Raw genomic sequence first — 13,635 nt, forward strand, 5'->3', positions numbered from 1 at the left:
CCTGTCACGCAGGAGATCGCCGGTTCGATCCCGGTCGGGACCGTAATTTTGATGATAAACACAGCCAACTCGCTGTGTTTATTTTTTTTGTTCTTCACCACAACCCAAACCAGCGACCGCACAAAAATGATATATTTTGATTTACCGCAGTAATTTCGCTAAACTATGTAAAGACTCAATCGAGGTGACGTGAAAAATGACTTATACACTTATGCTGAATTCGCCGGAAGAAACCGAATCATTCGCGTCTGCTCTGGCACAATTACTGGAACCGCAGGATCTGCTGACGCTGGCAGGTGATTTAGGTGCCGGCAAAACCACTTTCACCAAAGGCTTGGCAAAAGGACTGGGAATTCAACGGATGGTCAACAGTCCAACTTTCACCATCTTGAAGCAATATTCGGGTCGTCTGGAATTAAATCATTTCGATGTCTATCGCCTGGAGAACAGCGATGAAGACATTGGATTTGACGAATTTTTCAGCAGTGATGCCGTATCTGTGATTGAATGGGCAACATTTATAGAAGAGTACCTGCCAAAAGAACGTTTAGAAATCACATTAAACCGGCAGTCTGAACAAGTGCGTACAATCACGCTGCATCCGATTGGCAGACGCTATGAAAAACTTTGCAGGGAGCTAAACTTATGATCTATCTTGGAATCGATACCTCGAATTCCCCATTGACGATTGCGTTAATGGAGGATGGTGTGGTCTTAATAGAAGAAACATCTAATTTAAAAATCAATCACTCGTTGACCGCAATGCCAGCAATCGAAGAAATGATGAAAAAAGCCAAAGTGCTGCCTGCTGATTTGACGCATATCGCAGTAGCAGAAGGCCCTGGTTCTTATACGGGCGTCCGCATTGGCCTGACAATCGCGAAAACATTGGCATGGTCGCTAAAAATTCCGCTGCATCCTGTATCCAGCTTAAAGGTGCTGGCTGCAAATGGGCAGGGATTTGATGGGCTCATTTGTCCAATAATGGATGCTCGTCGTGGTACGGCTTTTATTGGCTTGTACGAAGGGGCTAGTTTGTCCCCGGTGATTGCTGACCAGCATAGCGATGTGAAGGAATTCCTATTGAAAGCCAAAGAATTCGGGTTGCCTCTACTATTTACGGGAGTTGATGTGGCTTTGCACGAAGCCTTGATTGTTGAGGTGCTGCGTGAAGCTGCTCATTTCAGCGGGCCCCAAAATCGGTTGCCGCGTGCAACGAATCTGATTTTGCTGGCACAAGATTCTGAGGACAGCGACGTTCATCACGCTGTTCCTCAATACCGCCGCATTACGGAAGCAGAAGCCAATTACAACAAAGCGCAAGAAGGTCAGATCTTATGAACGACACAGTCAAATACAGAAAAATGACGATTGCAGACATTGAAGTGGTCTACGAAATCGAAAATTTGTCGTTCAGCTTGCCTTGGACCAAAGATGCTTTTTACTATGAAATGATTAGCAACGAACATGCCTATTACGTGATTGCTGAAACAGATGATGGCATCGTGGGATATTGTGGCATGTGGCTGGTAATAGACGAAGCGCATGTTACAAACATTGCGATCCATCCCGATCAGCGTGGCAAAAAATTAGGTGAAGGCTTGATGCAGGCAGCCATTGATGCGGCCAAAGCACACGGCGCTGTGCTGATGACATTGGAAGCGCGCGTCAGCAATATTGTTGCGCAAAATCTCTACCGGAAATTAGGTTTCAAAAATGGTGGCATCCGTAAGCGGTATTATACGGACAATTACGAAGATGCCATAGTGATGTGGGTGAACTTTAATGAATAAAGACATGTATATATTGGGAATTGAAACCAGCTGTGACGAAACGGCCGCTTCCATTGTGAAAAACGGCACAGAAATCATCTCCAATGTGGTGGCTTCACAAATCGAAAGCCATAAACGCTTTGGTGGTGTGGTACCGGAAATTGCCTCAAGACATCATGTGGAACAAATCACATTGGTCATCGAGGAAGCGCTGCAACTAGCTGGAATGGAACCACATCAATTAGATGCGGTAGCGGTAACTGAAGGCCCGGGATTGGTTGGAGCTTTGTTGATAGGTGTCAATGCAGCAAAAGCTTTTGCCTTTGCACATCAGCTTCCTTTAGTTGGCGTTCATCACATTGCGGGGCATATTTACGCGAATCGCCTAGAACAGGAAATGGAGTTTCCGCTTCTGGCCTTGGTGATTTCTGGTGGCCATACGGAATTGATTTACATGAAAGAACATGGCGATTTCACCGTCATTGGTGAAACGCGTGATGATGCTGCGGGAGAAGCTTATGACAAAGTTGCCCGTACGCTGAATTTGCCTTATCCCGGCGGTCCCCATATTGACCGGTTGGCGCATGCCAGCGACGATGCCGTAATGTTTCCACGGATTTGGCTGGAAGAAGGATCTTATGATTTCAGCTTTAGTGGATTGAAATCCTCGGTACTAAACTACATGCACAATGCCGCACAGCGCGGGGAACAAGTCGCTCCTGAACATGTCGCAGCCGGATTCCAGAACAGTGTTGTGGAAGTGGTCACTGGAAAAACGATACGTGCAGCTGAAGAATACGGAGTTCGCCAAGTGATTGCTGCGGGCGGTGTCGCAGCAAATAAAGGATTGCGGCGTTCATTGGAAACGGCATTTAAGAAAAAAGGCATTCCATTTTATATTCCTTCTTTGCCTTTGTGTACAGATAACGCAGCCATGATTGCTGCAGCCGGAACTGTCATGTACCAAAAAGGACTCTACGGCAATATGGCCATGAATGGGCGACCAGGGATGCCTTTAACATCATGGATTTAATAGAAGCAAGTAATTTCACCATTTCAGAAGTTCTGGAATGTGTAAAATTACTTGCTTTTTTTGGCATAAAATTCAGACTTTAATAGGATAAGGCATAATTGTTCTGTCAATAGAGAACATTTGTACTTATGCACAATTTGTGAATAAACTGTTTACAACTAGTTGCTAAACGGGGGGTATCCTATATATTGTGTGCTTGAAAGTGGAAAACTATGTGGACAACATTTAGTTTATCTGTGGATAATGTGTATAAGTCTGTTGGCAGTTGATTAGACAAGCGAAGAATTGTGGAAAAATCTGTGGAAATAAATATTTCATAAATTCCTATTGACCTATATATAGAAACAAAAAAACCGGCTGCAAATCAGCCGGTTCTAATTAAATATTTTCAATTTTTTCCTGAAGTTCAAGCCATTGGGTCATCGTTTCTTCATGATCAGATTTCAAACGTTCCAGTTGATTTTGAAGCGGCAACACACGCTCGTGGTTCTGGAAGATTTCCGGCTCGCATAATTGTTCTTCAATATCAGCAATCTGCAAGTCCAGTTCTTCCATCGCCTGTTCGACTTCTTCTGATTGGCGGACCAGCTGGCGTTCCAGCTTTTTCGCTTCTTTATCAATCTGAGAAGTGGAAACAGCAGCAGCAGCTTTTACTTCAGCAACCGAACCGGCTTCATCAAGAGCTTTTAGCTCAGCGATTTCCAACTTTTTCTCTACGTAATAATCATAGTCACCCAAATATTCGGTCGTACCGTCTTGGGTGAGTTCAATAACTTTCGTCGCGATGCGGTTCATGAAATATCGATCGTGCGAGACAAAGAGCAAGGTACCTGGATAATCCAATAAAGCATTTTCCAGCACTTCTTTGCTGTCGAGATCCAAATGGTTGGTCGGCTCATCGAGCAGCAAGACATTGGCTTTTTGCATCATGAGCTTCGCCAAGGCAACACGCGCCTTTTCGCCGCCTGATAGTGTAGAAACCGGCTTTAGTACATCATCGCCCGTAAATAAGAAGCGTCCCAGAATGCTGCGGATGTCTTTTTCGTTAATAAGTGGGTAATCGTCCCATAGTTCGTTCAGCACCAGCTTATTGCCTTTTAAATTGGCTTGTTCCTGATCGTAATAGCCAAACTGGATGCCGGTGCCGTAGTGGATGTCACCGGCAAGGGGTTCCAGCTCTTTCATGATGGTTTTCAGCAAAGTTGATTTCCCGACACCGTTCGGGCCGACCAGTGCCAGACTTTCTTGCCGGTACAGCTTAAGGGTGATATTTTCAGAAACCGGTTTGTCAGTGTAGCCGATTTTTAGCGACTGGACGTTCAACACATCATTGCCGCTTTGCTTGCCAATCGTAAAACCAAAGGCAGCTGATTTTTCATTGCCGTCTGGAGCTTCCATCCACTCGGTTTTCTGGAGGGTCTTCCTGCGGCTTTGCGCCATTTTAGTTGTGGAAGCCCGTGCCAGGTTGCGCTGGACATAATCTTCTAATTTGGCTTTCTCGCCTTGCTGTTTCTCGAAGTGCTTCTGGTCCAATTCGTATTGTTTGGCTTTCTCGTCCAAGTAGCGGCTGTAGTTGCCGGTGTACTTTTTGACGCGGTGGCGGGAAACTTCGTAGACCATTGTCACAACTTGGTCGAGGAAGTAGCGGTCATGGGAAACAATCAGCAATGCGCCTGGATAATTTTTCAAATAATTTTCCAGCCAACTTAAGGTCTCAATGTCCAAGTGGTTGGTCGGCTCATCGAGAATCAGCAGCTGAGGTTTGCTGAGCAAATGCTTCGCCAGCATCAAGCGCGTTTTCTGGCCGCCGGATAACGATACGACTTTTTTGTCGAAGTCTTCCGGATAAAATTTCATGCCATGCAGGATAGCCCGCGTATCTGCTTCAAACTGATAGCCCCCGGCGTCTTTGAAATCATGCTGCAATAGGTCGTATTCTTTCATGACCTTGTCATTTTCTGCAGGATTATTGTATATGTCAGGTTCGGCCATCTGTGCTTCCAGGCGGCGAAGAGTTGCTTCCTGTTCACGGAAATGATGGAAAATCGTCATCATTTCATCCCAGACGGTCGCATTCGATTCAAGATTGGTTTGCTGTTCCAAATAGCCGATGGTCAAATCTTTCGGCATGCTGATATCGCCGCTGTCGTGGGACATTTCACCGGCGATAATTTTCAGTAATGTGGATTTTCCTGCGCCGTTGCGGCCTACCAACGCCACACGGTCACGGTGCTGGACTTCCAGCTTAACGCCGGACAAAATTTCTTCCGCGCCAAATGATTTATGGACTTGGTTTACTTGCAATACTATCATGTAGGTCACCTCTATTCTCTTTAAGTGTAGCTGATGGGGCGGCTGTTCGCAATTGCGCAAGCCTTTACATATCAAGGCTCCTAATGTAAGATGAAAGCGATTTGACAACACCTCAGGAGGATGCGAAAGCGTATGTTACACGAGACATCTAAAATCCCGCAAGCCACGACCAAAAGGCTGCCGCTGTATTACCGTTTTCTGCAAAACTTCGCAAATGCCGGACAAAAACGGATTTCCTCACAGGAATTAAGCGAAGCGATGAAAATTGATTCTGCCACCATCCGCCGTGATTTTTCACATTTGGGCGCACTCGGCAAAAAGGGCTATGGCTATGACGTTCAGGAGCTGCTGCTGTTTTTCAGGAAGACTTTGGATCAAGAAGAAGAGACCAACGTAGCCTTGATCGGTGTTGGGGGACTCGGCAGCGCATTTTTAAAGTATAATTTCCACCGTAACCACAATACGAAGATTATTGTGGCGTTTGACTCGAACAGTCCGCTGGAAGGTGAAAAAATCAGCGATATCGATACGTACCACCCAGACAGAATTGAAGAAAAGATCAAAGAATACGGTGTGGAGCTGGTTATTTTGACGGTGCCGTCACGATCGGCCCAGGAAGTGACAGACCGTCTGGCACAGACCGATATTAAAGGGATTTTAAATTTTACACCGGTGCGCATATCGGTGCCTGACCATATCCGCGTCCAGACCATCGATCTGTCAGTTGAACTGCAGACATTGATTTATCAGATTAAGCAGCATTGACTTAAAACCTTCACATTTCCATGCTGTTTCGAAATAGCCAAACTGAGTTGAATGATGTAAAATAGAGCCATAATACAGGAGGTGCACGTATGCCAGGTCCAATGAGTATCATTATTATCGGTGTTGTTGCCTTACTCGTTTTCGGTCCCAAAAAGTTGCCGGAACTTGGGAAAGCATTCGGTTCGTCTTTGCGTGAGTTCAAAAACGCAACAAAAGGTCTTGTAGATGACGAAGACGATGATAAAAAAGTAGAGCTTAAAAAGAAAGACGAGCAAAAGGAAATACGTTAGGATGTTTGTCCGATGACAGAAAAAGACATGACTTTAGTTGAACATATAGTTGAGTTGAGAAAACGGCTGACCATTGTAGTCGTTTTCTTTATATTGGCGCTTATTGTCAGCTTTTTTCTTGCCCAGCCGTTAATCCAGTACTTGCAGTATACGGAAGAAGCGAGAGACCTTACCTTAAACGCATTTAAAATTACCGATCCCTTGAAAATCTTTATGCAGGTGACGATGATTCTGGCGTTGATTTTTACATCTCCACTCATCATGTATCAGTTCTGGGCATTTATCAGCCCGGGCCTTCTCGACAAAGAGCGGAGAGCCACACTCAGCTATATTCCATTTTCTCTTCTGCTGTTTTTAGGAGGCATTGCATTTGCCTATTTGATCTTGTTTCCATACGTCATTGGATTTATGCTGAGCATTTCCGATAACATGGACATACAGGAAACCATCGGCATCAATGAATACTTTCAGTTTTTGTTCCAAATCACGTTGCCGTTTGGCCTGATTTTTCAGCTGCCGGTACTGATGCTGTTTTTGACAAGGCTTGGCATTATTACGCCGATGCTCATGACGAAGTACCGCAAGTATTCCTACCTTGGCTTGGTCATCATCGCGGCGTTTATTACACCGCCTGACATTGTCTCGCATATGATTGTGACGCTGCCGCTGATTATTCTGTACGAATTCAGTGTCATCATCGCGAAGATCGGCTACCGCAAGTTCCTGAAAGCCGAGCAGCAGCAAATCATTGAAGAGCAGCAACCGCTAGAATAGTAAAAGCCTTTCACCGAATCCAATCGGTGAAAGGCTTTTTTTGTGATCTGCAAGGTTTACTGCAGGTTTTCCATCTGTTTTTGAAATTCGATAATCGTATCCATATTGAGCTGGATAAGCATGACGTAGCCGTTCAGACAAATATGGGCGATGATGGGTGTGATGATGCGTTTGGTTTTCTGGTACAAAAATGCCAAGATCAATCCGGTAGTAAAATACAACAGCAAATGCGTAAATTCGAAATGGATCAAAGCAAATACTAAAGAACTGATGGCTGTCGCAAAAAAGAAATTAGTCGTTTGGTTAAGTGATCCAAACAGCACACGCCGGAAAACCAATTCTTCCAGAATCGGACCGAACAAAACAATCGCAACGATCGCAAGCGGCACAGCTTCCGTAATGGTTACAAGAGACGCTGTGTTTTCGGAACCGGGATCAATGCCGAGAAACCTCATTTCAATTAAAGCGGCCAGCGACTGTCCAATCAATAGCAGCAAGAAGCCGAGAAAGCCCCAGACAATGGACATGGGTACAGAAGATTTTGCACCTTTCCAAATGTCAAAAAAGCGCTTGTCCCGAAATATAACGATCAGCGTAATGATAAAGCCAATGCCCATTGTCAGGAAAATCAGCCATCCTGAAGTGGCGTTGCCAGCTGCTTCACGGTCCATGCCCTGGCCTTGAAAGTAACTCATGAAGGGCGCGATAAACAAGATCGGGGAGAGCTGTACGGCAATAAAAATCAATAATACATACAGCGGCGTTTTTTTGCCTTTGGATTTTGAGCGATAGCCATTGTCTTTTTTAGCTATTGGTTTAGATGAGCTGTCATTTTTTAAAAAATTGTCGATAAACTTCTTTTGGTTGGTGGGCATGATGTAATTCCTTTCGCTAATGAATACTCCTTCTATTGTAGAGCTTTCAAAGAACAACCGCAAAGAATTCAAAATCATGATGGTTCCTGCTTGCAAAAGACAGAAGATTTTATTAAACTTGTTATTGGGTTAGCACTCAGAGGTTGAGAGTGCTAAGCGAGAACATTTAGATAATTTGAGGAGGGTGTTTCAATTGTTAAGACCACTAGGAGATCGTGTAATTATTGAGCTCATCGAAGCGGAAGAAAAAACGTCAAGCGGCATCGTCTTGCCGGGATCAGCACAGGAAAAACCGCAGGAGGGCCATGTGATCGCTGTAGGAAATGGACTTATCCGTGAAAACGGGCAGCGCACAGAATTGGACGTGCAAGCTGGCGATCGCGTCATCTTCTCGAAATACGCAGGATCTGAATTAAAATACGAAGGCAAAGAATATTTGATTTTACGTGAAAACGATATATTAGCAGTTTTAGGCTAAAATAAACCAACGACACAGGAGGAAGCTAAACATGGCAAAAGATATTCGATTCAGTGAAGATGCACGCAGTTTAATGCTGAAAGGCGTAGATAAATTAGCAGATGCAGTAAAAGTAACACTTGGGCCAAAAGGGCGCAACGTCGTGCTTGAGAAAAAATTCGGTTCGCCGTTAATCACCAATGATGGTGTGACAATCGCGAAAGAAATCGAACTGGAAAATGCTTTTGAAAACATGGGAGCGAAACTTGTTGCGGAAGTGGCTTCTAAAACAAACGACATCGCTGGTGACGGTACAACGACCGCTACGGTTCTTGCGCAAGCAATGATTCGTGAAGGCTTGAAGAACGTTACAGCTGGCGCGAATCCAGTCGGCATCCGCCGCGGAATCGAATTGGCCGTTGAAAATGCGCTTGAAGAATTGAAAGCTATTTCTAAGCCGATTGAAGGCAAAGAATCGATTGCACAAGTTGCAGCGATTTCATCTGGCGACGAAGAAGTCGGCAAATTGATTGCGGAAGCAATGGAGCGCGTTGGCAACGACGGCGTCATCACGTTGGAAGAATCACGCGGCTTCACAACAGAACTTGACGTTGTAGAAGGTATGCAGTTTGACCGTGGATACCAGTCTCCGTACATGGTGACGGATTCAGATAAAATGGAAGCCGTTCTGGAGAACCCGTTCATCTTGGTTACGGATAAGAAAATCGGCAACATTCAGGAAATCCTGCCAATCCTTGAGCAAGTGGTTCAGCAAAGCAAGCCATTGTTGATCGTCGCTGAAGACGTTGAAGGCGAAGCGTTGGCAACATTGGTTGTCAACAAATTGCGTGGAACGTTCAATGCTGTAGCTGTTAAGGCTCCAGGATTCGGTGACCGCCGCAAAGCAATGCTTGAAGATATCGCTGCACTGACGGGCGCAGAAGTGATTACAGAAGACCTTGGCCTTGAATTGAAAACTACAAACATCGCTCAGCTTGGGCGCGCATCAAAAGTGGTTGTTTCGAAAGAAAACACAACCATCGTGGAAGGCGCTGGCAACCAGGAAAACATCGTTGCACGCGTGACACAGATTCGCACACAGCTTGAAGAAACAACTTCTGAGTTCGACAAAGAGAAATTGCAGGAGCGCTTAGCGAAATTGGCTGGCGGCGTTGCAGTTATCAAAGTAGGGGCAGCTACGGAAACTGAGTTGAAAGAACGCAAACTTCGCATTGAAGATGCATTAAACTCAACACGTGCAGCTGTAGAAGAAGGAATTGTTGCCGGCGGTGGTACAGCGCTAGTCAACGTCTACAACAAAGTTGCTGAACTTCTTGAAACACAAGAAGGCGACGTAGCAACAGGCGTCAACATCGTGCTTCGTGCACTCGAAGAGCCAGTTCGCCAAATCGCAACAAACGCAGGCCTTGAAGGCTCGATCATCGTTCACCGCCTAAAATCCGAAGAAGTTGGCATTGGCTACAACGCTGCTAACGGCCAGTGGGTCAACATGGTGGAAGAAGGAATCGTTGATCCAACCAAAGTTACGCGTTCAGCATTACAAAACGCGGCATCTGTTGCAGCCATGTTCTTGACGACTGAAGCAGTTGTCGCAGACATCCCAGAACCAGCAGCACCAATGGGCGGAATGCCTGATATGGGCGGTATGGGCGGCATGATGTAACAAATTCTCCAAGTCCTCGATTTTTCAAGGACTAAAGAATGCTTCACCAAATCATAATCAAGCCAAATCCCAAAACCTCTCACCAATTCATTGAATTGGTGAGAGGTTTTTTCTTAGAAAACCGCTTTCTCCTCCTCTTACAAATAAAAGGAAAAAAGCGATATATGTTCAAATCATGTCGACTGCATTGAAACTTTTTCCGTATGTGACGACTGTCACTAGCGCTCTATTCGGCTGTCCTGTAAGTTAGCTGTAGAACGCATACTTTGATAGTAAATTTGCATTTAGAGGAGAAGTTTTGAATGAAAAAAATCGCTTGGATCACAGATACAGCTGCGCAACTAGATGAGGCTTTCATCCAAAAACACAATGTCCACATCCTGCCCCTTAGTGTTGTTTTTTCTGATGGGTCATTTCGGGAATCAATCGATCTTACACAAGAAGAGTTTTACGATAAATTGCGCTTAGCCAAAGTTTCACCGAAAACCTCGCAGCCTGCAATTGGTGAGATGGTTTCGTTATACGAAGAGCTTCAATCAGCCGGATATGATTTTGCGATTGCGCTGCACTTGTCAAGCGGCCTTTCGGGAACGTTTGAAAGCGCACAGGCAGCTGCAAAAATGTCCGACTTCAAGGTCTACCCGATCGATTCCAAGATTGGTTCTTTCCCAATGGTGAAAATGATTGAAACGGGTGATGAGCTGTTGGCAAACGGCAAAGGCATCGATGAGGTAGTTGCAGCCATTACTGAAATGACCGCAACGTCGAGGTTGTCGTTTATTCCTTCAAGTTTAAAGCAATTGCATAAAAGTGGGCGAGTTTCGGGAACCCAGGCATTTGTCAGCAATCTATTGAATATTAAAGTGGTTATTAGTTTCGAGGATGGCAAACCGGTGATGAAAGAAAAAGTCCGGTTAAACAAACGTGCAAAAGAAAAGGTAGCGCTATCACTTCGCGCAGATATGGAATGGGGCACTGTACCGGAAGTGGCTGTCATTCACTGCAATAACGCTCCAGACGCAGAACTATGGAAGAACGAACTAGTGCAGGAATTTCCTGATTTAAAAGTACAAGTGGTTTCACTGAGTGTGTGCGTAGCTGTACACGCAGGGGAAGGGACGACTGGGCTTAGTTGGGTTACGTATTGAGGTATCTATAAAGTTAATTCGTGTATGCAGTGAGGAAGAATCCATAATGGGTTCTTCTTTTTTGAATGGCTCAACATATAGCAGGTGGGCTTTGGTATTCGGACAGTCTTACAGTCTTCCAAGGTCACCAATGAGCAGCAAAGTTGTTGAACGTATCTCCCTCTTATATGTTAAGCTTTAAGAAATACAGTAAAATATGGGACTTTTAAAAAAACTAAAAAGTAGATATGAATTTGTTGTGTTTTATCTGACATCGAATCGGTGTACAAAAGAAAATATGACAATAAGCGGGGTGTTTGCTTTATGGGAACAACGTTTCAAGAATTGCAGATGTATAAAAATTTTGATGAGTTAAGTAGAGATGTACTGGATCTGGCAAAAGAAATAATGCCTGACCAATTGCTTTATTTAACATCCTTTAGCGACACGCAGCAGATGATTCTGAAGCTCTCGAATGATGATACAAATATTCTCATTACCGAAGGATTGGTTGTAAATCTGAACGAAACGATTTGCAATCGGATTGATTTTGAGAACAAACAACCATTGATTTATGAAGATACGAGGAAAGAGAGCAGTTTGGACAATTTAAGAGGGGCTCTTGAAGAGGCCAATATCAGATCTTATTTGGGTATTCCCATCTCTCTAATGAATGGGGAAAGGTTCGGGACTCTGTGTGCGGTAAATGATGAAGAGAGCCGTTTCGACAAGAAGAGTGTGGAATTGCTGCAAAGAATCGTCAGGATGTTTTCGTATTATTTGTATTTGGAACGTTTTGCCTACAGAGATTCACTGACGGAACTATACAACAGACACTACCTGACGAATTTTTTTAAAGATGATTCTAAACCAGCTGGAGTGCTATTTTTCCTTGATTTGGATGGATTTAAAAAGGTAAATGATATATTTGGGCACGATACAGGGGATCTTGTGTTGCAAGAAGTTGCTTCAAGGCTTCAAAAGTTTGCTGCTGAACATCAGAATGCCTTTGTGGTTCGATTAGGAGGCGATGAATTCATCGTTCATCTTTCGGATGTTTCCAGCGAAGAAGAAATGAGCAAGCAAGCCAAGCACGTACTTCACAACTTAAGCATATGGGATGGAGAATACGACCTCTCTGCCAGTATGGGGATTGTCACGTATCCGGTTAATTACACAGGTGATATAAAAATGCTTCTTAAACACGCCGATCAGGCGCTGTATCATGCAAAAACTTCAGGGAAGAACAGATATAATTTTTATTGATCCCTTGTTGAAATTAAGCAAGTTTATAAATTCGGTAAAAACTCTTAGCGCTTACATTTGAGGTTAGGAGTTTTTATATGGATTTTTATTTCCGGTTCTTCGCAGTTCGTTTTTGTTTCAAATTAATAAGGATCTCTCCCACCAGCACTAGTCGCATTGTTAAACACCTCTCATAATTTATGCTAAACTTAAATAAATATAGTTAAATTTTGTATCGAATAAAAGGCAATAGGGCAGAATCATTTCTGTTATTTTTTACTTACCCTTTTGAATTGCTGAGAAAGTAAATAATAATAATTGAGGTGCTGTATGGAGATAACATTTCAGGAACTAGGGATGTATAATAATTTTGAAGAGCTGGCGAGTGACGTACTGGGCCTGGCCAAAGAAATTTTGCCGGATCATTTGTTTTATTTAAGTTCCATTAGTGGCAATCAGCAACTAATCTTAAAGCTTTCTGACCATGAGACAAGTATTCCGATGGCTGAGAACACGATATTTAATATTAGCGACTCATTGTGCCATCAGGTCGATTTCGAGAAAAAACAACCTGCGATTTTTAGAGACACGAGAGAAGAAAGCGATTTAGATCATTTAAGAGAAGGAATCGAGGGAGCCAATGTCCGTTCTTATTTAGGCATTCCGATTTCGCTCGTAAACGGAGAAAAGTTTGGGACATTGTGCGCGGTAAATGACAAAACCAGTCTTTTTGATGAAAGAAGCATCGATTTATTGCAGCGGATTGTTCGGATGTTTTCCTACTACTTAAATCTGGAGCGATTTGCATATCGCGACTCGTTGACGGATCTCTATAATAGACGATACTTATCTAAATTTTATGAGCAGTATGCCAAAGATGGCGGCACAATGTTTTTCATGGATTTGGACGGATTCAAAAAAGTGAACGATGTACATGGCCACGAGGCTGGAGATTTGGTGTTAAAAGAAGTGGCTTCGAGGCTTCAAAAATTTGTGAAGCAGCACTCTGATTCCTTTGTGGCCAGAATAGGCGGTGATGAGTTTGTCATTCACTTTTCTACATTATCAAATAAAGCAGAAATGACTCGACAGGCAGAACAATTGCTCAAAAACTTAAGCACATGGGATGCCCAATACCAACTTTCTGCAAGTATTGGAATTGTCACGTATCCGATCAATGGTACGGACGATTTGCAGACACTTCTAAAAAATGCGGACCAGGCATTGTATCGTGCAAAAACGTCTGGAAAGAATACGTACAATTTCTATTAAGCAGCTCAGCTAGTGAGAATATGGATGG

The 13,635-nt window shown here is 43.8% G+C and carries 14 protein-coding genes; 12 read left to right on the forward strand and 2 right to left on the reverse strand.

All coding sequences use genetic code 11. The features are described 5' to 3' along the window. Positions 1–196 precede the first annotated feature (196 nt). From tsaE to tsaD, 4 genes are read left to right on the forward strand one after another with little or no spacing between them, the layout of a single operon-like run. Complete coding sequence (tsaE, locus tag AC4EG4_RS10685) at positions 197–649, forward strand: tRNA (adenosine(37)-N6)-threonylcarbamoyltransferase complex ATPase subunit type 1 TsaE (RefSeq protein WP_490979352.1); 453 nt, start codon at positions 197–199, stop codon at positions 647–649. Further along, positions 646–1,341: a tRNA (adenosine(37)-N6)-threonylcarbamoyltransferase complex dimerization subunit type 1 TsaB gene (gene tsaB / locus AC4EG4_RS10690; RefSeq protein WP_490987803.1), complete on the forward strand. Its 696-nt coding sequence runs from the start codon at positions 646–648 to the stop codon at positions 1,339–1,341. Before tsaE ends, tsaB begins: the two co-directional genes overlap by 4 nt. Further along, the gene (gene rimI / locus AC4EG4_RS10695) at positions 1,338–1,793 is read left to right on the forward strand and encodes a ribosomal protein S18-alanine N-acetyltransferase (protein ID WP_490979350.1); all 456 of its coding nucleotides are present in this window, start codon (positions 1,338–1,340) and stop codon (positions 1,791–1,793) included. The genes tsaB and rimI overlap by 4 nt, the downstream gene beginning before the upstream one ends. After that, positions 1,786–2,805 carry a tRNA (adenosine(37)-N6)-threonylcarbamoyltransferase complex transferase subunit TsaD gene (gene tsaD, locus AC4EG4_RS10700; protein ID WP_490979349.1) on the forward strand — a complete coding sequence of 340 codons (1,020 nt, stop codon included), beginning with the start codon at positions 1,786–1,788 and terminating at the stop codon, positions 2,803–2,805. Before rimI ends, tsaD begins: the two co-directional genes overlap by 8 nt. A 378-nt stretch (positions 2,806–3,183) precedes the next feature. On the opposite strand, the gene AC4EG4_RS10705 is transcribed toward tsaD, so the two are convergent. Continuing rightward, entirely contained in the window at positions 3,184–5,118 is a 1,935-nt protein-coding gene (locus AC4EG4_RS10705; RefSeq protein WP_490987804.1) for an ABC-F family ATP-binding cassette domain-containing protein, read from the reverse strand. Positions 5,119–5,250: 132 nt separating this feature from the next. On the opposite strand from AC4EG4_RS10705, the gene AC4EG4_RS10710 reads away from it, so the two are divergent. From AC4EG4_RS10710 to tatC, 3 genes are all read left to right on the forward strand, one after another. Then, entirely contained in the window at positions 5,251–5,883 is a 633-nt protein-coding gene (locus AC4EG4_RS10710; protein ID WP_490979347.1) for a redox-sensing transcriptional repressor Rex, read from the forward strand. An 89-nt stretch (positions 5,884–5,972) separates the two neighbouring features. Then, positions 5,973–6,173, forward strand: coding sequence for a twin-arginine translocase TatA/TatE family subunit (locus tag AC4EG4_RS10715; RefSeq protein ID WP_480330119.1), 201 nt, complete (start codon positions 5,973–5,975; stop codon positions 6,171–6,173). Between the two features lie 12 nt (positions 6,174–6,185). Next, positions 6,186–6,947 carry a twin-arginine translocase subunit TatC gene (tatC, locus tag AC4EG4_RS10720; protein ID WP_490979346.1) on the forward strand — a complete coding sequence of 254 codons (762 nt, stop codon included), beginning with the start codon at positions 6,186–6,188 and terminating at the stop codon, positions 6,945–6,947. Between the two features lie 56 nt (positions 6,948–7,003). On the opposite strand, the gene AC4EG4_RS10725 is transcribed toward tatC, so the two are convergent. After that, a complete protein-coding gene (locus AC4EG4_RS10725) occupies positions 7,004–7,900 on the reverse strand; it encodes a CPBP family intramembrane glutamic endopeptidase (protein WP_490987805.1) in 897 nt (298 codons plus the stop codon). A gap of 115 nt (positions 7,901–8,015) precedes the next feature. On the opposite strand from AC4EG4_RS10725, the gene groES reads away from it, so the two are divergent. The 5 genes from groES to AC4EG4_RS10750 all read left to right on the forward strand — a co-directional run bounded on the left by groES (position 8,016) and on the right by AC4EG4_RS10750 (position 13,607). Then, positions 8,016–8,300, forward strand: coding sequence for a co-chaperone GroES (groES, locus tag AC4EG4_RS10730; RefSeq protein ID WP_006831533.1), 285 nt, complete (start codon positions 8,016–8,018; stop codon positions 8,298–8,300). 31 nt (positions 8,301–8,331) lie between these two features. After that, positions 8,332–9,963, forward strand: a complete 1,632-nt coding sequence (gene groL / locus AC4EG4_RS10735) for a chaperonin GroEL (RefSeq protein WP_490979344.1) — start codon at positions 8,332–8,334, stop codon at positions 9,961–9,963. 302 nt (positions 9,964–10,265) lie between these two features. Beyond that, positions 10,266–11,111 carry a DegV family protein gene (locus AC4EG4_RS10740; RefSeq protein WP_490979323.1) on the forward strand — a complete coding sequence of 282 codons (846 nt, stop codon included), beginning with the start codon at positions 10,266–10,268 and terminating at the stop codon, positions 11,109–11,111. A 303-nt stretch (positions 11,112–11,414) separates the two neighbouring features. Further along, positions 11,415–12,356 carry a GAF domain-containing protein gene (locus AC4EG4_RS10745; protein WP_490987806.1) on the forward strand — a complete coding sequence of 314 codons (942 nt, stop codon included), beginning with the start codon at positions 11,415–11,417 and terminating at the stop codon, positions 12,354–12,356. Between the two features lie 309 nt (positions 12,357–12,665). Further along, on the forward strand, positions 12,666–13,607 hold the full coding sequence (locus AC4EG4_RS10750) for a GAF domain-containing protein (protein WP_490979321.1): 942 nt from the start codon (positions 12,666–12,668) through the stop codon (positions 13,605–13,607). Positions 13,608–13,635 lie beyond the last annotated feature (28 nt).

The sequence above is a fragment of the Planococcus sp. TJ-201 genome, from assembly GCF_058268495.1.